The following is a 22,968-nucleotide window of genomic DNA, read 5'->3' as shown; positions in this document are numbered from 1 at the left end:
GGCAACGGCACCTGTCCATCCTCGATCGCCCGCTTCCAGCCACAACAGCAATAAGCCCATGCCGTGCGGGGGTTCCGCATGGCATGGGCTTGCGTACGGGGGCTGAATCCCCCGGGACAATCGGGCTGATCTTATCCGAATGCGATCCAGCTCAGGAGGCCTTGGATGTCCGTGCTGATCTTGACCTTGACGGCCTCCACCACGGCCCTATCGGCATGGCGTTCTTTCAGGACGGCGTAGCATGCCGGATGGTTGGTCATGGCCACCACCACATAGTCCGTTCCGGAGAAGGCCTCCGGGAAGGGGATCTCCACGAGGCAGGTTTCATCCTGGGCTTGGAACCGGAACGGCACGGCCCCCATGAAGGTACGGGTCAGCAGCTTGGCGCGGACCTCGGCCGAGAGATGCTCCTCCCCGATGCTGCCGCCGGCGATATGCGCGCCGCTGACGATGCCCGGCTGCAGATGCGACTGACCGACGGAGCCCTCGGCCAGCTTCGAGGCGCAGACCGCGCCATCCGCCAGCTTCGTCTTCGTCACGGCTCCCTCCTGCAGGTGTACAGGGCTGACCGACTCCGCTCCCAGCTTGGAGGAGGTGACCGAGGCCGATTGCAGTTGGGCGCTTCCTACGGCACCGTCTCCAAGCTTCGAGGCGGTCACTGCGCCGTCCTGCAGGTGCTCGGCTCCCACGGAGCTCTCACTCAGCTTCGAGGCGGTCACCGCACCGTCCTGCAGGTGCTCGGCTCCCACGGAGCTCTCACTCAGCTTCGAGGCAGTCACTGCTCCGTCCTGCAGGTGCTCGGCTCCCACGGAGCCTTCGCTCAGCTTCGAGGCGCTCACCGCACCATCCTGCAAGTTCGCGGCCCCCACGGAGCCTTCGCTCAGCTTCGAAGCAGTTACTGCGCCGTCCTGCAGGTGCTCGGCTCCCACGGAGCCTTCGCTCAGCTTCGAGGCGGTCACCGCACCTTCTTGAAGGTGTACGGCTCCCACCGATTCCGCTACTAACTTCGAAGCGGTAACCGAGCCGTACTGCAGGTGAACCGTTCCCACCGAGCCTTCAGCAAGCTTATTCGAGATGACAGCGCCATCCTGCAGGTGCGCGGTCCCGACGGAACCGGCAAGCAGTTTCTTCGCCGTCACGGCGCCATCCTGCAATTTGTCGGATGAGACGACGTCCGAATCCAGATGCTCCTCCTGCACCGATGCCAGGGCCAGATGCTCGGATTGGACCGTCTCATTATCCAGATGCTCGCTCCGGACAGATCCGAGGGCAATTTTTGAAGAGGTGACCGCTTCATCCGCCAACTGGTCGCTGTCCACCGCCAGATTCACGATGCACGCCGCATCCAGTTCAATGGATCCCAGGTGCTCCGTGTGCACCGAGCCGGGAGCGAGATGCTCCCCGTTCACGGCACCGGCGCGAATATGGCGCCCTTCCACGGCTTCCGGCTGCAGATGCCGGGAGTATACAGTGCCGCTCGCCACTTTCTCTGCTGTCACGGCACCGTCGGCCAGCTTCGCTTCGTCCACCACCAGGTTTAATACCCGGGACGCATCCAGCTCCACCCCGTCCAGATGCTCTGTCCGCACCGAGCCGGGTGCGAGATGCTCCCCGTTCACGGCACCGGCGCGAATATGACGGCTCAGCACCGATTCCGGCTGCAGGTGACGGGGGCTTACGGTGCCGCTCGCCAGCTTCTCAGCCGTCACAGCACCGTCGGCCAGCTTTGCTTCGTCCACCACCAGGTTCAATACCCGGGACGCATCCAGCTCCACCCCGTCCAGATGCTCCGTCCGCACCGAGCCGGGTGCGAGATGCTCCCCGTTCACGGCACCGGCACGGATATGGCTCCCTTCCACGGCTTCCGGCTTGAGATGGACCGAGTTCACGGCGCCACCCGCCAGCTTCTCCGCTGTCACGGCACCGTTAGCCAGCTTCGCTTCATCCACCACCAGGTTCAATACCCGGGATGCATCCAGCTCCACCCCATCCAGATGCTCCGTCTTCACCGAGCCGGGTGCGAGATGCTCCGCATTCACGGCACCGGCGCGAATATGGCGGCCTTCCACGGCTTCCGGCTGCAGATGGACCGAGTTCACGGCGCCACCTGCCAGCTTCTCCGCCGTCACGGCACCGTCAGCCAGCTTCTCCGACGATACCGCCCCATCTTGGATATGGCTCCGTTCTACAACATCCGTCTGCAGATGGTTCGCCTTCACGGTACCATCGGCAAGCTTAGAGGCAGTTATGGCGCCGTCGGCCAGCTTCTGCTCCGTAACCGCACCGTCGGCCAGCTGCTCGCTCTCCACCTGCAAATTGATGATGAGCCCCGCGTCGATGGCCCCCTCGCCGAAGTGCTCCAGACGGATGGACCCCTTCTCCAGATGCATCCCGCTGACGGATTCCGGCTGCAAGTGGAAGCCATGAACCGCACCGGGCCGCAGATGCTTGCCGGACACGCTCTCCAGTGACAGGTGCTCCGGCCCCACGGCACCGTTCCCCAGCTTCTCCGCCGTTACGGCGCCATCCTGAAGCTTCGGACCCGATACGGCGAGATCCTTCAAGTGTTGGCCTCCCACGGATTCGGAGCACAAGTGCTCTTCCCTGACGGAGGAGGCCGTCAGATGGTCGGGGCCAACCGATTCCTTCGCCAGCTTCGAGCCGTCCACCGCACTATCGGCCAGCTGCTTGGAGGTAACGGCACCCTTGCGCAGCTTGCTGCCAAAGACGGCTTCATCCGCCAGCTTGTCGGATGTGACGGAGCCCGTATCCAGGTGGTAGGACAGGACGGAGCCCTTGGACAGGTGGTAACCGCGTATCGACTCCGGCTTCAGATGAGTCCCGTCAATCTGCTCCGGCGCCAGCTTATCGCCCGTTACGCTCCGCACAGCCAGCTTCTCCCCGGTGACGGCTTCTGCGGCCAGCGCATCTTTGCCCACCGCGCCGGATTGAAGATGCTCCTGACCGACGGAAGCTTTCCCCAAACGGTCCGACGTCACGGCATGTGGCGCCAGCTTGAACGTATCCACGGACTCCTTAGCCAACTGCTTACCGGACACGGCTCCCTCCGCCAGATGCGAGCTGCCGACGGATTCAGGCGCCAGCTTACCGCCGGTCACCGCGCCGTCGCGAAGCTGCTCCGTGCCTACGCTGTCCCTTGATAGCTTGCCGTAGACGACGGCGCCATCCGCCAGATGCCCCGTGCCAACCGACTCCGGGGCCAGCTTGCCGCCGGATACGGCTCCGTCCCGAAGTTCTCCGGTCCCTACACTGTCTCGCGACAGCTTGCCGTAGGTGATCGTGGCATCCGCCACGTGCTCCGTGCCGACCGATCCAGGGGCCAGCTTGCCGCCGGTCACCGCCCGGTCCCGAAGTTCTCCGGTCCCTACACTGTCCCGTGTCAGCTTGCCGTAGGTGACCGCGCCGTCCACCAGATGCCCCGCGCCGACGGACTCTTGGGCCAGCTTGCCGCCGGTCACCGCCCCATCCCGAAGCTCCACGGTCCCCACACTGTCCCGCGACAGCTTGCCGCCGGTTACCGCGCCGTCCGCCAGATGCTCCGTATCGACGGATTCCACAGCCAGCTTGCCGCCGGTCACCGCTCCGTCCCGAATTTCTCGGGTCCCCACGCTATCCCGCGATAGCTTGCCGTAGGTGACCGCAGCATCCTCCAGATGCCCCGCGCCAACCGATCCGGGTGCCAGCTTCACGCCCGTCACCGAGGCATCCCGAAGCTGTTCCTCGCCGACACTGTCGCCGGCCAGCTTTCCATATACCACAGAACCGTCCGCCAGATGGTGGGACAGGATCTCGTCCTCGCGGATATGTTCGCCCAACACTGCCTCCGGAGCCAAATGCCCCGATGCCACACTGCTTTCCCGAAGAATGCGTCCCGTTACGGCCCCGTCTGCCAGATGCTCCGGACGAACCGCCCGCTCCGCCAATTGGCTGGAGCCGACCTGGCCGGCCCCGATCTTCAACGACGTCACCGCTCCGTCCCGGAGCTTCTCTTCGGTAACGGCACCTTCTGCCAGCTTCGCCGTATGCACCGAGCCATTGCCGAGGTGCCGGACCTCTACCGCCGCGGAAGCCAGCTTTTCCGGACCAATCGCTTCATCCCGGAAGTGTTCCGGCCCTACGGCGCCCGGCGCGAGATGCTTGCCCTTCACGGCACCTGCAGCCAGCTTTATGCCGTCGAAGACCTGATCAGCCAGCTTGTCGGCCGTGACAGACCCTGCGGCCAGCTTCGCCCCGGTGACCGCGCCGTCTCGCAGCTTCTCCGTGCCGACGGCGCCATTCAACAGCTGTCCCTCGCCTACGGTGTTCTCCGCCAGCTTCAGGAAGGTGACAGCCCCATCCGCCAGCTTGTCGTTCGTCACCGCTTGATCCTCCAGCGCTTCCGTCCTTACGCTGTCCCGGTCCAGCTTATCCCGGGTGACCGCGTAATCGGCAAGCTTATCGGCTGTAACGGACCGGTCCGCCAGATCATCCGTGAACACTACCGGCGCTTGGTTCGGAGCAGGCTTACGCTGGCCCAGGAGGAGCTCCGCCGGACGGGGGAGAACCGGTGCGAAGGCATTGGGCAGCTCTGGGAGAACCGCAGGCTTCTTCTTCGACATCGCTACAGCGCTTTGAGCCACCTCAGCCTTCTCTTCCGGAACGTCCTCTTCCATACTTGATTCCGTATCGAGATCCGCAGCTGCTTCCGGTTCCTCTTCTTCCGGCTCTATAGGATCCATGTCCTCCGGTTCGTCAACCGCCTCCGGCGTGTCATCGATCTCGGCCTCCCTGCGTAGAGCCGCCTCCGCTACGAACGGCTTCGATTTTTTCTCCACCCGCGGCGGATCATTCAGAAAACTCAGCTCCGATATGGTCGAATCGATCACAATGCCCTTGGTTTTCCGGCTGCTGCCGCCGGACGACTTTTTTCTGTTCCTCATAATGCTCTCCCTTCTGATGTGAGCCTACCGAATCCTTCATCCGTTTGGATTATCGTATGCGGGACATCCGCCCTCGGGACACTAGCGGACCAGAAATTGGCATTCGCCTAGATGCCGGAAGATCGCACCAGCTCCAACCAGCGCCCCGCCGCCGCTTCCCAAGTAAAATGCTCCTGCACCCGTGCCGCACCCGCCTGCCCCAGCGCCCGGCGGAGCGGCTCGTCGCCGAGCAGCGCCAGCAGATGTCCGGCTATGGTCTCCTCCAACCTCGACACGGGAGCCAAGAAGCCGGTTGTTCCGTGGACGACGATTTCCTTCAGTCCCCCCGCTTCCGCCGCCACTACCGGAACCCCCGTTGCCATCGCCTCTATGTTCACGAGGCCGAAGGCCTCCTTCCTCGGAGACGGCACCACGGCTACATCCGCCAGACGGAACCAATCCTGTATCCGGTCATGAGGCACATAAGGCACAAAAAGCACATTGGCCGGCAGCTTATTCCCCAGAAGATGGAGTCTCCTGACATAAGGCGTCAGCCGCTTCGAGCCGTAAAAAGCGCTGCCCACCACCACCAGTACCGCCTCCGGCTCCCGCTCCACCACTTGGGCGAATGCCCGCAGCAGATGGTGAACGCCTTTTAGCTCCACCAGCCGTCCCACGTAGAGCACGACTTTTTTGCCGGCGAGTCCGATTTCCTGCAGCTTGGCGGTACGCAGCCGCTCCCCTTCCTCGGTCCATCGGGGCTGGAATTGATCGGTTCTGACCCCCAGGTGGTTTACCACGATCTTGCTCCTGCAGGAGGGGACCCGCTTCGCCAGCTCTTCCTGCAGAAAATGACTGTTCGCCACAATCCGGTCGACCCTCCGAAAGACCGCTTCCAGCTCCCTCGAGGAGATCCGTCTCGGGTGAACGAAGGTCAAGGAGTGCAGCGACAGCCACACGGGCTTGCCCAGAAATGCCTTCTTCAGACTCTGGGCCAGCCTGGGCCTGTTCTCCACCTGGATGATCTGGTAGCCTCCGTTCTTGAGTTCCCGGATGACCGCCCCCAGATAGCCCTTCCTCCCGGACGGCCGAATGTAGCGGACTCCCTCCCTCCATTCGTAAGCGGGATATCCTTTGGCCTGAATCCCCAGCACCGTGCAGTCTGCCTGGCCGGCCAGACGGCCTGACAGCTCCGCCACCACATGCTCCACCGAGCTGCTGTGTGGCGACGGGACGGGGAACGAACCGGGGGTGACGAAGGCCGCTTTGACCCTTTCCATCTCCATATCCTCCTTAACCCGACTTGCTAAGCCTCGAGCCTATTTCGAATGCCGAAGGCTGCGATGTACTATCCTATTCATCCCGGCGGCATCCGTCCATACGAATTCCGCAGGGCGGACATAACCTGTAGGAGACGAACGGAAGGAGGAGCCGGCACCCATGCAGTCGGAACAACGATACATTGGAATATTGGTCAACCGGGACTTATTTGACCGGATTCCCCGTGGGCGAACGGGCTATGAGCGATTGGACTTTTATGAGCGGGCTGCAGCCGCATGGGGCATGACCCCCTGCTATATGCTCTTGAGCTCCCTGAAGCCGGGCCGAAGCAGAACGCAAGCCTATGTCAAAATCGGAGGACGCTACCGGCTGGTCACCGTCCCCACCCCGGCCATCATTCATAACCGGGCCATCTATGCCGGTCCCGGCGCCGCACGGCGCATCGAGGAGCTGGTCCGATCCGGACTCCGCATTTTCAACCGCCGCAACCGCTACGACAAGCTTCACATTCACCGGCTGCTCATGTTGGACGAGTCGATCCGTCCCCATCTTCCAGAGACCCTGCAAGCCACCCCAGACAACATCCGGCATATGAAAGCCAGCTTTCCTTCCCTGTTCCTGAAGCCGAACAGCGGCAGTATCGGACTAGGAATCATGCACATGCGGATGACGGAGGAGGGAGGCTGGATGCTCCGGTACCAATCGCGTCACCGCAGCAAGCCATCAGAGCTCCGGTTCGTCAAGGGGATTCCCGCACTGATCCGCCGAAGGATCGGGAAGCGCTCTTATCTGGTACAGCAGGAGCTGCCCCTGGCCAGGATCGGCGACAACCCTTTCGATATCCGGGTTTCGGTACAGCGGGGAGAGGATGGGGAGTGGCAGATTACCGGAATGGTCGGCAAGGTGGCTCGCCGGGGCTCATACGTGACCAATGTAGCCCAGGGGGGACGGGTCCGCACGCTGGAGGAGCTTCTGGCCGCCTATCCCGAGCTGAAGCCGGAGGAGATCCGTGACCGGATCGCAGACCTGTCGCTCCGCATCGCGAAGCACCTGAGCATGCATCTGCCGGATCTGGCGGATCTCGGGCTCGACATTGGAATCACCGATCACGGGTTCCCGGTATTTATTGAAGGTAAGGTCCGGGTGGAGAATAAAAAAACGGTATCGCCCGGGACGATACCGTTTGGTGCATTTAGAGGAGGAAAGCCACTATGAAGAGGAGGGCTGAAGCAATAAGCGCTGACGCCGTCCTTCGGGGAGACAGCTTCTTTTTGCGGATATACGACGGATCCCACCCGCTGAATTGCAGCTTGTTTCGGTACAGGACCAGAAACAGAAGTAGGTTGCTGAAGAAGAGGAGAATCGAGGTGTACTCTTGCGTTTCGCCCATGATCCGACGGATCAGGAAGCTCTCCAATCCATCCAAGATCCAGAGGAACAGGAAGAGAAGCACCATGACCCGCAAGATTTCCAAGATACTTCTCATCGCCCCGCCTCCTTATTCGCTGCCCTTCGCCTGGTTAAGATTTCGGCAAGGCCGATTCCATAAGCCAGGTAGACTAAGGTATAGACCACATGGATCCAGAAGGGATAATGATGCTTCCAATGGTAGTTCATATTGATTGCCACCAGGATGGCCGCCATGATCATCGTGGATGTTCTCCGCAGCCACCCCCTATGAATTTCGATAGCCGCAGATTCCGATTGACGGGATAAGAGATTTCTTAAGCTTGTAAACAGAAAAAGGTGCAGCATCATCACCAGTCCCGGATAGATGAACAAGCCGATTCCCGCAGCCGCTACCTGATCCGCTTCAGGAGGAACCAGTTTCCCCATCTCCAATTGATGGCTGCTCTTCTTGATTTCCGCAGGTAGAGACAGGATGCTTAGCCCTATGCAGGTGAGATAATAGGATTGGAGCCTAAGCCGCATCTTCCCGCCTCCGTTTCATCAGATGACGTTATTCTAACAGATTTACGGTTCTGGAAAAACCCTCCATAAACCAAAAAGCGGCCGTCACAGACATCCTCCTGTCCGTGACGGCCGCCCACTGGTCGGGGAAGCTACTTCGCTCTTCGGAATAAAGCCAGCAGGACCGCGACCACGCCCAGCGCCAAGGCGGCGATGGAAAGGTATAGCGGTGTCTTCGACTCCTCCTTAGAATCACCGGCGGCAGGTGCCGCGGCTGTCTGCCCATGGCTGTCTGTTCCACCCGCTGTCCCAGGCTTGACGGTCGTCACCGACGCGGGGGTCTTGGCATCCGCCGCTCCGGTCCACTCCACAGTGCTGCCGTCCTTGTAAGTCTGGATCGCCTTCCAGACAAGCTGGGTTGCCTTGTCCCCGACCTTACCCTGCATGTGGAAATCGCCGAATTCCGTGGAGGATAAGCCTTCTCCGGTTGCGGTCCACCTGACATTCGTGATCTTGCCCGAGGCATCCTTGGTCAGCTCATACTGCCAGCCCGGCTTCGGCTCGAACCGGGACACGGTAACGTCCGCCGGAATGATGACTTCCACCTTGGTGGTAGGCACCTCTTTTTCGGTCGGAACCCGCAAGGTGAACATCTCATAGGTCCCTTGGGTCGTTTCCTTGGGATACACCACCACGTGAGCGCTTGCCAGGCCCGCAAACCATACCATACTCAGGAACATCAAAGGAATAACCTTACGCAGCATCTTCATCTTCTACACTCTGCCTCTCTATTATCGATTAGAAAATTCTCATCTTCCTCTGGTACACGTGCTCGTCGGCTTGCCGGTCGGTCAGGCGGACCTGGATCTTCCAAGCTCCCGGGAGGGAGAGATACAGGCCCGAAGCCTTCCAGTGCGTCGTGTCAATCCGCTCAAGCGGCACCTCCATAGGTGCGATATCCGAGGGTGCTTCCGGCTTCAGCACCAGCCCGATTTTCCGGACATCCGCAAGCTCCTCCGGCAGCAAGACAGTAAACTCATTACTCCCGGGGGCATTGGGTGTAATCTGCAGCTTCCCCATGGGGAAGCTCCACTCCAGCGGCTTGTTCCGGGGGACCGGCGAGTAGAAGGTGAACACCGCGGCAACGGCCACGATCCCAAGCATCAGCGAGATGTCCCATCTGAGCTTGGAACGGAACTTGACGTAAGCTTGGTCCCGCAGGTGCTTCCGAAGCCACGCGGCAACCCCCACAACCCCCAGCGTCATCCCTACCTTAAGGAGCAGCATCCGCCCCCAGGCGGTGTATGGGACATGCTCCAGCTTCTGCAGGAGCTGACCGGACAGGAGAAGCCCCGTCCCCGCTACCAGCACAAGGCTGATGAGCGCATACCGGGAAATTTTCGGCAGATAGGAAAGGATCTCCTGACGATGCTCGCCCCAGAGGGCGGAGATCAACAGGACCCCGGCCGCCCAAACGGCCGCCCCTGCCAAGTGCAGCACATCCAGCGGAAGGGCGAGCACCGGGTATGTGGAGAGCGCGTAGGCATGTCCCGAGAAGGCCTTCACACCGAGCACGAGCAGCACCCAAACGGCTTGAACCGGTCCCGGGCCCCGTAGAAGGACATAGCCGAGAATCGAAAGCAGCCAGCTGCAAGCCCAGGACCGCCCTGCTACGGTTCCCGTGAGCACGCCTGCCATCGAGGCTAACGAGAGATCCTCCATCACGATGAGCAGCTGCGACAGGAGGAAGATCGTCGTGAACAGCAGATTGAACGCAAGGAGTAAAGACAACCGGCTCCTATAGATGGTGGCCGCCGATCCGGTCTTAAGCGGCAGGACCCAGCCCCAGAAGACCCACCCGGTCAGCACCAGGAAAAAGGAGTAGTACAAGATCCGGAACAACAGATAGATATAGTTCGTTCCTTCCTCCTGCTGGCTTATCGCCGGGCCTGCGCTGGGCTGTTCTCCATTCGCAAGTCCCAAGCCCCACACGTAGGAATCCGAAATCGGATGCCCGTCGGATGAAATCACATGATAGGTGACCGTATAACTCCCGTGCTCTAAGCCGGCAGGAAGCTTCAGGATCAGTTCGCGTTGATCCGCGGACATCTCCGTTTCGGACTCCGGAATCGGCTTACCTTGATGATCGAAGAGCCGTATGCGGAACTGCTCCTTTTCCAACCGTTCGTTGAAGGTAAGCCGAATCTCTGTGGGCCCTTCCGTTAAAGAGCTGTTCGGTGCCGGGACGGCTCGGGTCAGCTCTGCATGGGCACTTGCATGGATGCCGCCCGGCAGCAACCCGGAGACGATGATGAGCATACAGAGCAAAGGTCTTAGTAGGATCATGATGACGTCGTATCTTCTGCCCATGGATTAACTCCCGTTCATTTAGGATCACTGCCGCTTTAATCGATTATTTATTAGTAATTACTATACTTGAATGACGTCATTTTCAAATGACTCGAAAGGGCCATTAGTGACAATTATCACAGAAAGTTCACACTCTGTTCATCTCTTACACTATTTCCCAAAGGGGGTTTTTCAACGCAAAAAACGGCAGCCCCGGACATCAAGTCCAAGACTGCCGCTTCAAAAATGGTTAGGGAATGACAAACTGCACATGGGTACCGTTCGGATATTTTTCCAACGCATTGCTTACCCAGCTGCCGGCTCCGCGGTTATCCGAGGGCGTGATATATTCGATATCCGCCCCCGCCCCGCCTTCCGCACACATGGCCATGGGCCACTCATCCCGGTCATACCCTTTCTTCGTGGGAATGTCCCGTAAGGACAGCTTCCGATGCTCATCGGCGTGTTCGCGGTCAATCGTGCATATGGCGGATTCTCCCGATTGGATCGCCTCCTTGATGTGCGCGGCTGTCTCCGGATACTTGGCGGTAGGGAACTCTAGCTTAACGATGTCGGCTGCTGTAGGAGCTGCCGGATCTTTTTGCATCGAATAATAATACCAGGAGGCTCCAATCAACACGAGGAGCACGACGATACTGAGAATGAGGCGATTGTTTCGTTTCAAAGGGAATCGGCTCCTTCAATAGTTTGGAGACGTAATCTCCTGCTGTTAACTATAGCATATCTCCATGATATTGGTCTGCCGCATCATGCAGCGATTGCCTAAGTTATGTACGCCCTAGAGTGTGTATAAAATTTCTATTTTTGATCCACAATGGTAAAAACTTAACTCCCAGAAGAGGTGCGCTTCCTTCATGCAGCCCGATTACGATTTGGCCAAAGGGTGGTGGTATGCAGCCCTGCTCGCTTCCATATTGATCCCTATCGTTATTTTTATGCCGAAAAGGCTTAAGTTACATGAAATCTATGCAACCATTGCAGTTATTGGATATGTGGTCTGGTTTGTCGATATCAATCTGGCTATCCCCTTCGACATCTTTGACATCGGGTCCCAAGGTAAACAAGGCTTGCCCGAGCTTTTGCTTTATGGTGTGATCCCGCCGTGTTTGTCTGTCATCTACTTAAATTTTTATAAGCCGGACCACAAATGGAAGCTTGCTATTCCTTTTTTCATCGGATCATTCCTTTTGGAATGGCTGACCGTCCAAGTCGGGTTGATGACGCTCAAAACCTATAACACGCTATATTCCTTGCCCGTTCACTTTTTGGCATATGCGTATCTCTTGCCTTGGCATCTTAGATTCATTCGGAGAGGGCGTTGACTGCCGCTAAGCTGTTATGGGTTTACCTGTTAGGAGTTCCAGTCACCCTTCGCAGCTCATCTGCTGCAAAGTGAGCAGCCGCTTGAACATCCGGATCCGCCGATGCCCGGTATAACGAGCCCAAGGTATCGATCACTTTCTGGGCGGCGGTCGGATCGATGGCCGGTTGCTCCGCCTCGGATTCCACCTCCGCTGCGGGCATCGCTTGGCCGAGGCTCCAAAATCCCTCGTCTCCGAAGGATTCATTCAGATCCACCGGGATGCCGTTCATAGTAAGACCCAGCCCATTCGGGCCGTTATTGTACTGATGAATGTGAATCGGATTTGACCTACAGCCTCTGCTCCAAGCATAGGTCTGCCAATAACGGGAGCAGACCCCGGCCGCCCTCGCTGCCTCTATGACAGCGTAAGAGCCGTAGACCCCTGTGTAATACTCTGGTGTCGCCTCGCTGGCTCCTCGAATATAATCCAGCACCGTAGGCATTTGGGCCGCTGTCGCGTCGAAGTCCACCGCGAAGTAGATGCAGCTTCCCTTCGGCTGGCCGACGGCCTCCGCCACTTCCGCCGCTTTCCGACCATCTGTCACCCCTGCCGCATATCCGCCCAGCGCCCGGTCTGCCGTCGTTTCCCAGACGGACCCGATCTTCAAGCCGGCTGCGGTAATCACTTCGGCTTCATCCCGGGTCAGTCTCTTCCACCCCGAAGGCACCAGATAGCGGCAGACGAACTCCATGCCGTCTGCCGCGAATGAGCGCGCCACTTCCGCCGTCAGCGGTGCTGCGCAATCAAAGCCTTTTGTCATCATTCGTTTCCTCCTTTGCTTTAAGTCGGCTCTGAGCTCTAGAGAGCTTGCTCTCAATCTCGCTTTTAACCCAGGATAATAGCGCGTTCAACAACCAATCCGGAATCCATTGCCCCCACCCGGCTCGGATCGCGTTCGCCGTCGCCGATTGGATGGTATGGTACAGCAGCCCGGCAACCAGCAGACCGAAGAAAACGGATGGGATTCGGAATACCATATCCAGAAAATGACCACCTGCCGGCAGCAGCAGCATGAAGAAGGTTCGGAATATCCCATCTATGCCGTACTTGCTTGCATATGACCTGTCTTTTTTGGAAGCCCGGCTCCCAGCAATCCAGTCCATTCCCAGAAAGAAGATTAAGGCTAGGATGGAATAGATCACCACCTCTCCGGATCCGTAGAAAAAATCAAAGACCGGCATGCATACCGCGCCGGCCATAGACCAAAGTGCTTTATGTTTGTCCATATCATTGCTCCCCCTTCCCCCGTAAAAAATACGGTGAGCCGGCAGCCCACCGTATCATAACAGATCTTCACTTATACCAATCCCATCTTTATTACGGCATCCACCTCTTCCATCGTGCTGGCCGCATCGACATAAGCTTCGGCGTAAAGAAGCTTAAACGCCTTATCCGACTCGTGCTTCGCAGCGTCCTTCACTACATCGGTGTACTGTTCTCGGGTCATGGTCACGAACCCGGAACGGGAGGGCCACGTGACGGGCTCGCCATCCTCCGGGTTCAATGCGAGAAGGGCTGTTTTCTTGGCGAACCGCTCTTGCGCGGAACGGTCATAGTTGAAGTCGATCGGATCACCAAGAGCGGTTGAGGTGAAGGTGCTGTTAAGCTCGCGTTCGAACAAAGTCTGCAGTTCCGCTTTTTTCTCAAGTTTATACGAGTCGAGATCAAAGCGGTTCAACTCTCTCCAGGCCGCTAGCAGTTCTTCTTCCGCAGGTTGTGGAACAGGCTGACCATCGCTGTCCAGGACGTTCCATACGGCAATATAAGGCCCGTTACCATCGCTATCGTCTCTCACTTCGAAGTCCACCATTGGTTGAAGCCCTTCGAACAGATACATAACCGCTTGTGCAATGTTCATAGATGATCCTCCTCCTTTAGCTGATTCGCGTAATGTTCTGATAGACCGATGCACCCAGTTCAGAACCTCTTACCGTGACCGCATTTGAAGCGTAAATGTAAATTTCCGCATAATCACCGGCGGCCATTGTCAGGATATTCGTCAGCTGGAACTGATAATGGGTGCCGCTGCTTGACAGAACGGTGAGCAGCAGGTTCTTCTCCAGGACGCCGTTCTTGTAAATATAGGCATATAGCAGAGTTCCAGTCGTGTTATTGACAACCCTCAAGCCTACGTCGAATAGGTACGTACCCGCCTTTGCCGCCGTAAACCGGGACGAAGCCGTTGCGTACTCATTTAGGTAGTCCCATTGTTTGGCACCGAATAGAACCTTTGTGCCTGTGGTTGCGGCTACTGACTGGTCAGCATTTGCGTTAACATAGACGCCCGTTTTTGCGAGACGTGTGTTGTCCCCCCAGGGGTCGATCACAGCCCCATTCCCAGAACCTATATTCCCAGTCGGCTGTATGCCATCCCTCGTCACGACCGCACCATTTTCTGCATAGAGGGCGTTCGTATTCCCGGTCCCCGAACATGCCGAAATCCGCACTTGGGATACGTGGCCAACATACACGGCGTGCCCCTTGTTGGATATTTGGCATGACAGCAGAAATACTCTACTCCATCCGATATCGATACCAGAGCTATTATACGCGCTTGAGGATATAACGGACGTGATATACGCCCCGGCGCAGCGGTTTATAGTTAACGCTGGCAACGTCGTAGACGTCAGCGTTATAGCCGCAAGCGTCACAGCGCACGTGATGGATATAAGGGCTATGCTGCTAATACTCACCGTTGAAGCTCCCAACAAGCTGCCGATATACAGTGAACCCTTGCCGGAGAACCCTCCGGCAGTGACGTCCTCAGCATACGTTCCAGGCTGGATAACGATGTAGATATTATGATCAAGAACCTTCGGCAGCGAGTTTACAGCCGCCTGTATAGTCCTGAAAGCATAAGCAGTAGACAGGCCGTCATTTGCGTCATTCCCGCTTGCGGCATCCACGTAATAGTTGACCGACTTTGTGGACTTCGTGATAGCCACCGGTAGCAAACCGCTCAATTTGTTCAGTGCAACGTCCGTAGCCGTGCTGGTGCGGGCTGCTTCCAGTTCCAGATCATCAAGGGCTTCTTTCATGTTTCCGCTATACGCTGCTGAAATGGTCATCGGGGCGGTTCCCAGCTTGTAAGTATCCAACGCCTGATAGGTGACCTCGTATGCTGCGGAAGGGTTATAGTTATGCGGTTCGTTCTGGAGGAATCCAACGCCGTATCCGTCATTAGATACCATGTTGCTTACGAAGTACCACGTTTTGTCTTTTACTTTGTTTCGGTATGCGTCTATAAATTTAGCTAGGCGGTACTTTAGAGGGGTATTCCAACCGACGGAATTAATCCTGTACACATGGCCTCCGACCTGTACTGGGTTCGCCTTCTCCCTAACGACGATGCCGGTACCCATTTCAACCTGGTTTGGGCCTTCTTGAAGAGTTATGCCGCCCTCCCGGCGTACCGGCTCATTTATCGGTACAGACATTTGGTAGATCAGGTTGTAAGGGGTGAATCCCGGCGCCCTTAGTGTAGACGCTATCGATAAGCCAGCGGTTATAGTTCCGCCAATAGCTTTCCATTCTTGGCCACTTGGGGAACCGACGTACTTCCAGCCGTTAAAGTAAGCTTTGATATAATCCACTGTTACGGACCCTGAGTTCCAGGCTTCTCCCCAACCGGTGTCCGCATCCGAAACGGTGATGTGAAGTGTCCCGTTGGTGTAAATTGCTGAACCATCGGATACTCCATCATTCTTGGTCAGGATCTTCCCATCATACTTCACGGCAATCTGGACGAAGCTGTCAGGAAACGTGGACCCTGCAAAATTGGCGATCATGACGTTTTTGTATCCCACTGCGTCTGTACCGAACGTCCAGGATAGGGTGCCGTCCAACGTCACTTCTCTAAACCATTTCAGCTTCCGCAGTTCCTTTCCATCATGAAAAAGCTGATCCGCTATACTACCATCTACGTTTGAATGAAGCTTCAGATCAGGCAAGTAGAGATTATGATCTTCACGCGGTTCAAAAGTTGCGGCAGCGTTTCCCATGGCAAGCATGGGACGATCCAGCGTATATGTGCCAGCTCTAGTCGGACCAAAGTACACTCGCAACTTGTTGGTGGTGGCAGTAAAGGTCCAGCTCCCATATATAGTCCCGAGTGAACCGTCGTCATTCATGGAAAAAATCTTGACTACAGAACCTGCTTGTAAGGGGTTCGCAACACTGAAGCTATAGACTTGACCGGGCACTACGTCTAAATCGACCCAGTTGTCTTGCCCTGCTGCTGTAGCCGATAAGGTTAGTTTGTACGGACCCAGTATGACCGCATTCGCATGTATACTGTCCCACTCTGTAACTGGCGGCAGCAGGTTTTTCCCGAAGCGCGTCACATACACTCGGTCTACAGGTTTTACGTCCTCTACGTAAGGATATTTTGCTGCTACCTGGTCCGCGGTCAGGGAGTCAATGACAGCAGCCTCGGCTGCTGTCATCTCGTAGACCCGAATCTCATCCATATACGCGGTACAGGTTCCAACGCCGCCAACCCCAGCAAGCAAGGTAAATCCTGCGGGTGTGGTAATACTACCGCCATTTACGGGAATCTTTGTGTAGATGAACTGCCATTGACCGATTATTGTGCTGTCTGCCGCCGCCTGGTAGCGGGATGTATTTATGTCGCCCTTGTCATAGATAACTAGTCTTGGGGTAACTCCACTAATATAAGCCGCTATGAATACCCACATACCAACTAGGTACTGCTTACCCGCCAGAGGGGCGTTTACTTGCTGGTGGATATACCCGGTATTGCTCGCTAAATCTACCTTGAACGATGAATCCCCGCTACGCTTTTGGGTAGTGGATACCGTTACGGTGTTTGCAACGGACCAGCCAGTCAAGCTTTCCCCGCTGCCGGTTCGTCCTAACCAGTTCACCAGCGTCCGCCCCGTAATCCCCTGCACCTTAAGCCGGGATTGTCGGGCCGCATGGATGACCTGAAGGCCCGGCTGGATCGTGACCCCCGTGTCGGCTTTGGGAATGATCTGGCTCCCCAATTTTTCGTCTATCACATCCAGCGGATCATTCAGCATTTGAGTCAGATTAAAAGCATCGTTGCCGTCGGTTGCCGGATCCTTCTTATATAACCCCAGGTTGGGTGTATAGCTTGGCATGTCCGATCTTCTCCCTCCTTGATCTTATACCGGCACGAACGGGGCGAAATCCGTCAGCTTGTGCCGCTCCATCTCTCGAATCGTCATGGATCCATCAACCTGATGGATCAGCAGGTATTTATAGGCGTACTCCACCGTCAGGTGGGCAGGCTTAATGGCTTCAATGGCTGCCTTGAGATCGTCGATATTCGGCGGTGCTCCGAGCGTATCGACAAATCGGATCGTAAACCGGTATTGATCCGGCTGCTCCGTAACTTCAATCTGTCCGCGGTCGTAGGCGGACGCCACATTGGCGAGCAGCGATACCGTGACCGTGCCGCTGCCGCGAAGCTTGGACTTGATAACCGACCTCCGGTCGGCGTCGGATTTGGCGGGATCCGTCGGGATCCCCAATTCCGCTTCCCATTGGTCCAGGGAGTAGGTCGCAGAATCCACGAAAAACTGGTCCAGCACACTGTCCATCGACTCGGTAAGAAGCCGGAACTCCTCCTCTTCCGATCCTGTAAGGGCCCTCATGTCCAGATAATCCCGGTAATACGGGGGCAAATATCGCATGAGCTCCGTCAAGTCACCGTCACCGTCCCCAGCACCGCAACCGCGCCGTCCGGAATGGTCAGGTTCGCCGAGCCGCCGTTCAAGAGGAACCCGGTATAATCTTGGACACCCGGGGCTTCCAGCACCACATTCGCCAACCGTACATAGCGGACGATCGGGTCCTTGAAGGCCAGGCTCTTCAGATAAGCCCCCGCCTCCTGCTCTATTCCAGCCTTGGCCTGAGCCTGCGTCCCACCGGACAGCGTCACATCCACGGTCATGTGAACGGGAATCTCCTCCGCCGCCACAACCGTAACCACCGCTCCTATGGGACGCTGGGACTCGATATAGGCAGCCGCATCGGCGACCACCTGTGCGGATGGCGCCCGCTGATCCGGACCCAGCAGCACCACCTTGACCGTAAGCGGTCCGTTCCATAACGAGAACACCTTGGCGTCTCCGACACCCGGCACCTCCAGGGCCCACTGTTTGTACTGAGCCGCATTCCCGCTGGTTGCCGGCCGGGTCACCTTCTCGCGGTAACGGACGTACAAGGCGCTGTCACTTTCCGTGTCGGTACCGGGCACAAGAACCGGACCCAATACAGCCGCCGTTAACCCTTCGATGTGGTTCACCGGCTGCAGCGTCCCCCCTGGAGCATTCCCTACGGCACCGGGGGATTCGCACTCCAACGTGGCGGAAGTCCCCGACGTCTTGGCCGCATAATAGAGCCCCTCCTTATAGAACCGTTCCCCGACGGCCACTGGCACGTTAAAAGAACCGCCTCGAATCGCTTTGGTTGCCTGACGGCGGACCAATCCCTGCTCTGCGGCCTTCCGGTCCAAAAATTCCCCGCTGGATGTGCCGGCGAAGCCGAGCCGCAGGGTTCGATCGAGCTCGATATATGCCCCCGCTAGCTCAGCCGCCGCCGGGGCTAGGGCATCGAAGATCACACTGCCTTCCCGCTTGTCCAGGTCGTCGGGGATCCGGTTCAGCATCCGCCCCAGAATGGTTTCATACGTATGGGATTCATACAAGGCCTCCCAGCTCCTCTCTTAACTGAATCATTCCGAATACCGAATGAACGGTAAATTCGATATGAGCCGTATCATCGGCATAATCCATCTTCATCTCCCCCACCGACCGGATCCGGTCATCCTGCAGCAGCGCTTCCTGAATGCGTCTCTTCCATTCCGAAGCCAGAAAGCGGCGGTCAACTCCGACCGTTTGCAGTTCCACTCCGTAGTCGGGAGAATAAATGACGTACTGGTACCGTTCGGTGCCCAATATCTTCATTACCGCCTGACGGACGGCCTCCAGGCCATCCGTCCTTCCCTCAATCCTTCCGTTCTCCGGATTCAGGGCATACGTCCGGCTGGGCTGCGTCACCCTCATGATCGGCCTGCTGCCGATCGAGCCTCCTTGTGGAATCACGGGGACACCACCCGATCCAGGACGATATATCGCTGTCCGCCCGGCAGCCGAAGGAGGATGACCGAATCCCCGGGCTCCAGCGGCCTGCGATTCAAGGCGGGCTGCGCCAGACTCTCCGGCACGATCAGTACGGCGGATGGCAGGTTTATGCGTTGATCCAGGTTCACTTCCAGCGGCTCGGTCTGGGTCACCGTTCCGAATAGAACGGACACCGGATCCGTCGACTCAACGGCACCGAGGCCGATTCTTGCAATGGTTTCCCTTAAGCTCATTCGACCACCTTCACTTCCAATGTCATGGTATGCTCCTGTCCATCGAACCGGTGCGTACACTCATCCACCAAGTAGTACTGTTGAATGCCGTACTCTTCAATGGAGATGTAGACGTAGCATCCGGCCCTCACTTGAATGTCCCCTAATGCGGGAATCCGCAGCTGCTTGGTTTTCCGGTTCTTCAGGAAGAGCAGGTTATTCAGCCGTTCCGCGATTTGCGCCTGCGGAAGACCTTCGTCCACCTTCTCAAAATATTGAAGTCTTCCCCATGCGGCCATCTTCCCGGAATCCTGGGCGATGTAGACTTCCCGCCTGTTCGTTTCCTTGTTATCCCGGACCAGCTTGATCCGATTGTACGTATCCTGATCGATGGACTCCTCGTACTCGTATCCCGTCATAAGACTTCCATCCCCAATCATGACCTGTGCGATCATGTTCTGGGATTCCCTCAAGCATAACGACCCGAAGTCATCATACAGCACGTAGAGCTTGCCGGTAGCGACAAGCGTCTTATCCAACGCCGTACAGATCATGTCAAAAAGCTTCTTCCCATCCTCCATTTGCGAGGGAATCCGATAATCCGTCTCGGCGATCGAACCGAGCTTCAATCCGGAATCCTGGGCGATGCGGCGGATGATGTCGCTGGCGGTCTCATTCTGGAAGTAATACGAGTCGTTGGTCATCAGATAGCGGAGCTGGTCGTAGGCCACGACCCGGACACTCTCCGACATATCGCTGCTCACCGTAAACACGTATCCGTAAAACACGTTGACCCCATCCTTGCTGACCCTTACGATATCCCCCATCTGAACGACAAAGGAGGCGCTCTGATAGAGGCCTCCCTTTACATACGTAAAATCCAGCTTGCCCGCTTTCCCGATCCGCCCGGTGACCCAAGAAGCCGACTCGACCAGATCAGAGATATCCCACACATTCCCGTTCTTGTTATCGATCATCACCTTGAGCATCAAGACTTCCCTCCCGGAATCTTGATTTCCAGCCCGATAGGCAGCGACCTGACCTGGGCGTCGTCGATGCCGTTCAGCTCTTGAAGCTCCCGGCACCGGGAGCCGTCGCCGAGGAATCTTTTGGCTACCGCCCATAGGTTGTCCCCGCTGACCAGCTTATACGCTCCGGGAGTCTGCCGCTCATCTGCCCGGACCGGCTCGCTAACCTTGACCTCCATCCCCTGGGGAGTGGAATCGACGACGGTGACTTTCTTGGCGCTGTAGAAGACGTACTTCTTCAGCGAGAGCCGGTACTCGATCTCACCCGGGGCCCCCGGCTTCTCCTCCCAATCGAAGGATTCGATGCTGACCGGCATATTCAGCGCATACGTCGAGCTGACGGCATGGAACCGGATGGGCCGCTTCGAGTCTTTCCATTTCTCAATATAGCCCACGTATTCGCCGGGGGATAGCCAGCTCTCTTCCTTCACGATGACGTAAGGCCCATACGAAGCGGGGAAGAAGCCGGATAGGCTCACCTCCATGAGCTTCGGATCCTGAATGATGTTGATGGAGCCGAGTCCGGACACGGTGTGAGTTTTGCCCTCGCCTTGCGAACGGATAGAGAAGGATTCGGGATTCACCGGAAGCACGAAGGACTCTTCGTAGTTGTTGAAGCTCAGCAGAATGGCAAATTCGACCATCAGCCATACACCCCCTGTGCGGAAGAGACGAATTCCTCCTCCAGATGCTGGGTAATCCGCGAGATCACACTGTCCATATCGGCACCGTGGTTAATGTCACCTGTCTGCACTTGGACCGTCGGAGTTAACGTGACAAAATTCTGTACGGCGTTGATTTCCGCAAGCTCCCGCATCATCTTCAAGTCCTCGCTGGAGATATCCACTTTGTCCTCGATCTTCCCGATGGCATTCACGCGGTTAATATCGGCGCTCTTGTTCCACTGCCCGAAATCAAAGGCACCCGAAGTTTTGGGGAGCCCGTTGAAGACCTTGCCCGTCATTTCCTTGCCGCTTTGGAAGGCATCGGCGAGATCCGTATGCTCCATGCGGTATTTGGATAAGTCCACTACATCGCGGGTGGCTTTCGGCTTGAGCGAATCGCCCCAATGGCTGTCCATCCGGGCTTCAATTTCGGGAAGATCAACGCCGATCTTGTTCAATTGCCGGATTAAAAAGTTGACGCCGCTCAGCAGGCCGTTCACCATGCTGGACATGTAGCCTACGATGTTGGATAGGAGATCGTAGAACAGCTTTTCGATGGCGTAAACCGGATCGTTAAAGACGTTGATGAAGAATTCTGCAAACGCCAGCAGAATATTCCATATATAGGCGATGCCATTATGGATTCCCGCGAACAAGGCGAAAAATACTCCTGCTACAAACCCAAGAATCTCTCCGGTGGACACCCCGAAAAGATTGAATACCGAAAGGAGCAGAACAAGAGCACCCACAAGCGCAATCACCGGAAAAGCTGCGATCATCCAGTTTACCAGCCATACCGCCGCAAGGATGCTGACCGCGATACCCACGACGACCAAGATATTCTGAATCAAACCCAGATGATCCATGATGAAGCCAACCGCAGCAGCAGTCACTCGAGCCAATAAGGTCATCCCGGCTTGAATGCTGTCAAAGAAGAATTGGAACTTCCCCCCTTGGAAGGCTTGGTTCAAGGTATCCATGACCGGGGTCAGTGCCTGAGTCGCCCTTTCGCCGGTGTCCGCCATGGCAGACTTCAGATGATTGCGCAGCGTCTCCGCCTTCTTAATGGGGCTGTCCATCATGCGCTGGAAGGCCTTCTCCCCCATATTCGACTGCTCCAGCACCTTGTTGAAGGCCGCGATGAACTGCGGGATATTGCCAGCTTTACCGAACTCCTCCAGCTTGGATTTTTTCATGATTCCCGCATTAATATTATATTTCTTCGCCAGGGACGCCGTATCCCCACCCATCGCTTCCTTGATGGAGGTTACCGCTTCACCGGGCCCTTTCCCGGAAGGATCGAATACAGCCAGCTTCTGCGCGATGCCGTTCAGCTTCGTCAGCTGGTCTGCGTTTTGCGTGATCGGTAGCAGGGACAAGGTGCCCTCCAGGGACGACTTCACATCCTGCCCCGCGCTTAAGGCATCCTTCTTAAATTTATCGAACATCGCAGATCCAACCGCTTCGTTCCCTGTTCGGGCGATGAACGTATCCTTGATTTGCCGCTCTTGGGCATATCCCCCGATAGATGCGGACACGGCCTTCTTCGCGAGATCCGAGCCGCTTACCGGAGATTCGAAGCTCTTGAATGCCCCGAGGAGTCCTCCCCCTTTTGCTTTCCCTTGTCCTACTGAAGCCGTCTGCTGTTGGATCTGTGCAAGCTGCTTCGAGGCTTGGGAGATATTGAGATTCACCGTAAACTTCGTATTCAGCGTCAGCTTTAACTGGTGGGCAGCTTGCAGCATTTTTTGAAGCATGGAGGTGCCGCCCGAATTCGAGGATGCACTATTGATTTTCGAGGCATTGCGAGCCACTTGCTGTTGGGCGGCCGCGACGGCATGGAGCCTTTGGGTGTACTGCTGAACAGCTTGAGCTGCGGATTGGGTTTGCTGCCGCATCCGGCTCATTTGCTGTACCAAATGCGAGAGATCTACTTTTACCGACAACTTGCTCTGAAGCGTCTGCTTGAACTGCGACGTCGTCTGCATGACCGACCGCATGGACTGCTGAGCCTTCAGCATCGTAGACGAGAACTGATCGTATAGCCTTAAACTGGCGGCCACCGTAGCCATCGTTTCTTCACCGCCT

Annotated in this window: 20 protein-coding genes; 2 read left to right on the top strand and 18 right to left on the bottom strand. The window is 57.0% G+C overall.

What is annotated here, in order from left to right; translation table 11 throughout:
• Positions 1 to 131: 131 nt before the first annotated feature.
• Positions 132 to 4,940, bottom strand: a complete 4,809-nt coding sequence (locus ACSEXW_RS21405; RefSeq protein WP_438448211.1) for a WIAG-tail domain — start codon at positions 4,938 to 4,940, stop codon at positions 132 to 134.
• A 107-nt stretch (positions 4,941 to 5,047) separates the two neighbouring features.
• Positions 5,048 to 6,199, bottom strand: coding sequence for a glycosyltransferase family 4 protein (locus ACSEXW_RS21400; RefSeq protein ID WP_438448210.1), 1,152 nt, complete (start codon positions 6,197 to 6,199; stop codon positions 5,048 to 5,050).
• A gap of 160 nt (positions 6,200 to 6,359) precedes the next feature.
• Between ACSEXW_RS21400 and ACSEXW_RS21395 the strand changes: the two genes are divergently transcribed.
• Positions 6,360 to 7,415 carry a YheC/YheD family endospore coat-associated protein gene (locus ACSEXW_RS21395; RefSeq protein ID WP_438448209.1) on the top strand — a complete coding sequence of 352 codons (1,056 nt, stop codon included), beginning with the start codon at positions 6,360 to 6,362 and terminating at the stop codon, positions 7,413 to 7,415.
• Here the strand turns inward: ACSEXW_RS21395 and ACSEXW_RS21390 are convergent.
• The 5 genes from ACSEXW_RS21390 to ACSEXW_RS21370 all read right to left on the bottom strand — a co-directional run bounded on the left by ACSEXW_RS21390 (position 7,393) and on the right by ACSEXW_RS21370 (position 11,145).
• Positions 7,393 to 7,686 (bottom strand): hypothetical protein, encoded by a 294-nt coding sequence (locus tag ACSEXW_RS21390; protein WP_438448208.1) that lies wholly within the window; start codon positions 7,684 to 7,686, stop codon positions 7,393 to 7,395. The genes ACSEXW_RS21395 and ACSEXW_RS21390 overlap by 23 nt on opposite strands.
• Complete coding sequence (locus ACSEXW_RS21385; protein WP_438448207.1) at positions 7,683 to 8,132, bottom strand: hypothetical protein; 450 nt, start codon at positions 8,130 to 8,132, stop codon at positions 7,683 to 7,685. Before ACSEXW_RS21385 ends, ACSEXW_RS21390 begins: the two co-directional genes overlap by 4 nt.
• Positions 8,133 to 8,263: 131 nt before the next feature.
• A complete protein-coding gene (locus ACSEXW_RS21380) occupies positions 8,264 to 8,881 on the bottom strand; it encodes a YcnI family copper-binding membrane protein (RefSeq protein WP_438448206.1) in 618 nt (205 codons plus the stop codon).
• A gap of 28 nt (positions 8,882 to 8,909) precedes the next feature.
• Positions 8,910 to 10,481 (bottom strand): copper resistance CopC/CopD family protein, encoded by a 1,572-nt coding sequence (locus ACSEXW_RS21375; RefSeq protein WP_438448205.1) that lies wholly within the window; start codon positions 10,479 to 10,481, stop codon positions 8,910 to 8,912.
• A gap of 229 nt (positions 10,482 to 10,710) precedes the next feature.
• A complete protein-coding gene (locus ACSEXW_RS21370) occupies positions 10,711 to 11,145 on the bottom strand; it encodes a NucA/NucB deoxyribonuclease domain-containing protein (RefSeq protein WP_438448204.1) in 435 nt (144 codons plus the stop codon).
• 190 nt (positions 11,146 to 11,335) lie between these two features.
• Here ACSEXW_RS21370 and ACSEXW_RS21365 point away from each other — a divergent pair, with 190 nt between their 5' ends.
• Positions 11,336 to 11,803, top strand: coding sequence for a hypothetical protein (locus ACSEXW_RS21365; RefSeq protein ID WP_438448203.1), 468 nt, complete (start codon positions 11,336 to 11,338; stop codon positions 11,801 to 11,803).
• Positions 11,804 to 11,825: 22 nt separating this feature from the next.
• Here the strand turns inward: ACSEXW_RS21365 and ACSEXW_RS21360 are convergent, their stop codons facing one another.
• The 11 genes from ACSEXW_RS21360 to ACSEXW_RS21310 all read right to left on the bottom strand — a co-directional run bounded on the left by ACSEXW_RS21360 (position 11,826) and on the right by ACSEXW_RS21310 (position 22,952).
• On the bottom strand, positions 11,826 to 12,608 hold the full coding sequence (locus ACSEXW_RS21360; protein WP_438448202.1) for a DUF1906 domain-containing protein: 783 nt from the start codon (positions 12,606 to 12,608) through the stop codon (positions 11,826 to 11,828).
• Positions 12,589 to 13,071 (bottom strand): phage holin family protein, encoded by a 483-nt coding sequence (locus tag ACSEXW_RS21355; protein WP_438448201.1) that lies wholly within the window; start codon positions 13,069 to 13,071, stop codon positions 12,589 to 12,591. Before ACSEXW_RS21355 ends, ACSEXW_RS21360 begins: the two co-directional genes overlap by 20 nt.
• Before the next feature lie 71 nt (positions 13,072 to 13,142).
• A complete protein-coding gene (locus ACSEXW_RS21350) occupies positions 13,143 to 13,703 on the bottom strand; it encodes an XkdW family protein (protein ID WP_438448200.1) in 561 nt (186 codons plus the stop codon).
• Between the two features lie 16 nt (positions 13,704 to 13,719).
• On the bottom strand, positions 13,720 to 16,968 hold the full coding sequence (locus ACSEXW_RS21345; protein ID WP_438448199.1) for a hypothetical protein: 3,249 nt from the start codon (positions 16,966 to 16,968) through the stop codon (positions 13,720 to 13,722).
• 24 nt (positions 16,969 to 16,992) lie between these two features.
• Positions 16,993 to 17,535, bottom strand: a complete 543-nt coding sequence (locus ACSEXW_RS21340; RefSeq protein WP_438448198.1) for a YmfQ family protein — start codon at positions 17,533 to 17,535, stop codon at positions 16,993 to 16,995.
• On the bottom strand, positions 17,532 to 18,539 hold the full coding sequence (locus tag ACSEXW_RS21335) for a baseplate J/gp47 family protein (RefSeq protein WP_438448197.1): 1,008 nt from the start codon (positions 18,537 to 18,539) through the stop codon (positions 17,532 to 17,534). Before ACSEXW_RS21335 ends, ACSEXW_RS21340 begins: the two co-directional genes overlap by 4 nt.
• Positions 18,532 to 18,936, bottom strand: coding sequence for a DUF2634 domain-containing protein (locus ACSEXW_RS21330; RefSeq protein ID WP_438448196.1), 405 nt, complete (start codon positions 18,934 to 18,936; stop codon positions 18,532 to 18,534). The genes ACSEXW_RS21335 and ACSEXW_RS21330 overlap by 8 nt, the downstream gene beginning before the upstream one ends.
• Entirely contained in the window at positions 18,933 to 19,208 is a 276-nt protein-coding gene (locus ACSEXW_RS21325) for a DUF2577 domain-containing protein (RefSeq protein ID WP_438448195.1), read from the bottom strand. The genes ACSEXW_RS21330 and ACSEXW_RS21325 overlap by 4 nt, the downstream gene beginning before the upstream one ends.
• The gene (locus tag ACSEXW_RS21320) at positions 19,205 to 20,176 is read right to left on the bottom strand and encodes an XkdQ/YqbQ family protein (protein ID WP_438448194.1); all 972 of its coding nucleotides are present in this window, start codon (positions 20,174 to 20,176) and stop codon (positions 19,205 to 19,207) included. The genes ACSEXW_RS21325 and ACSEXW_RS21320 overlap by 4 nt, the downstream gene beginning before the upstream one ends.
• Positions 20,176 to 20,859 carry a LysM peptidoglycan-binding domain-containing protein gene (locus tag ACSEXW_RS21315; RefSeq protein WP_438448193.1) on the bottom strand — a complete coding sequence of 228 codons (684 nt, stop codon included), beginning with the start codon at positions 20,857 to 20,859 and terminating at the stop codon, positions 20,176 to 20,178. Before ACSEXW_RS21315 ends, ACSEXW_RS21320 begins: the two co-directional genes overlap by 1 nt.
• A complete protein-coding gene (locus tag ACSEXW_RS21310; RefSeq protein ID WP_438448192.1) occupies positions 20,859 to 22,952 on the bottom strand; it encodes a hypothetical protein in 2,094 nt (697 codons plus the stop codon). Before ACSEXW_RS21310 ends, ACSEXW_RS21315 begins: the two co-directional genes overlap by 1 nt.
• Positions 22,953 to 22,968 lie beyond the last annotated feature (16 nt).

This window comes from Oryzibacillus soli (assembly GCF_051594765.1).
Taxonomy (GTDB): domain Bacteria; phylum Bacillota; class Bacilli; order Paenibacillales; family NBRC-103111; genus Paenibacillus_AR.
This window is presented reverse-complemented; position numbering and strand designations above follow the sequence as displayed.

Bases quoted from the DNA above. Each gene is read 5' to 3' on its own strand.
- ACSEXW_RS21310 (WP_438448192.1), bottom strand. From the start codon at position 22,952: ATGGCTACGGTGGCCGCCAGTTTAAGGCTATACGATCAGTTCTCGTCT.
- ACSEXW_RS21365 (WP_438448203.1), top strand. From the start codon at position 11,336: ATGCAGCCCGATTACGATTTGGCCAAAGGGTGGTGGTATGCAGCCCTG.
- ACSEXW_RS21385 (WP_438448207.1), bottom strand. From the start codon at position 8,132: ATGCGGCTTAGGCTCCAATCCTATTATCTCACCTGCATAGGGCTAAGC.
- ACSEXW_RS21315 (WP_438448193.1), bottom strand. From the start codon at position 20,859: ATGGTCGAATTTGCCATTCTGCTGAGCTTCAACAACTACGAAGAGTCC.
- ACSEXW_RS21325 (WP_438448195.1), bottom strand. From the start codon at position 19,208: ATGAGCTTAAGGGAAACCATTGCAAGAATCGGCCTCGGTGCCGTTGAG.
- ACSEXW_RS21405 (WP_438448211.1), bottom strand. From the start codon at position 4,940: ATGAGGAACAGAAAAAAGTCGTCCGGCGGCAGCAGCCGGAAAACCAAG.
- ACSEXW_RS21400 (WP_438448210.1), bottom strand. From the start codon at position 6,199: ATGGAAAGGGTCAAAGCGGCCTTCGTCACCCCCGGTTCGTTCCCCGTC.
- ACSEXW_RS21390 (WP_438448208.1), bottom strand. From the start codon at position 7,686: ATGAGAAGTATCTTGGAAATCTTGCGGGTCATGGTGCTTCTCTTCCTG.
- ACSEXW_RS21355 (WP_438448201.1), bottom strand. From the start codon at position 13,071: ATGGACAAACATAAAGCACTTTGGTCTATGGCCGGCGCGGTATGCATG.
- ACSEXW_RS21360 (WP_438448202.1), bottom strand. From the start codon at position 12,608: ATGATGACAAAAGGCTTTGATTGCGCAGCACCGCTGACGGCGGAAGTG.
- ACSEXW_RS21350 (WP_438448200.1), bottom strand. From the start codon at position 13,703: ATGAACATTGCACAAGCGGTTATGTATCTGTTCGAAGGGCTTCAACCA.
- ACSEXW_RS21380 (WP_438448206.1), bottom strand. From the start codon at position 8,881: ATGAAGATGCTGCGTAAGGTTATTCCTTTGATGTTCCTGAGTATGGTA.
- ACSEXW_RS21375 (WP_438448205.1), bottom strand. From the start codon at position 10,481: ATGGGCAGAAGATACGACGTCATCATGATCCTACTAAGACCTTTGCTC.
- ACSEXW_RS21320 (WP_438448194.1), bottom strand. From the start codon at position 20,176: ATGCTCAAGGTGATGATCGATAACAAGAACGGGAATGTGTGGGATATC.
- ACSEXW_RS21345 (WP_438448199.1), bottom strand. From the start codon at position 16,968: ATGCCAAGCTATACACCCAACCTGGGGTTATATAAGAAGGATCCGGCA.
- ACSEXW_RS21395 (WP_438448209.1), top strand. From the start codon at position 6,360: ATGCAGTCGGAACAACGATACATTGGAATATTGGTCAACCGGGACTTA.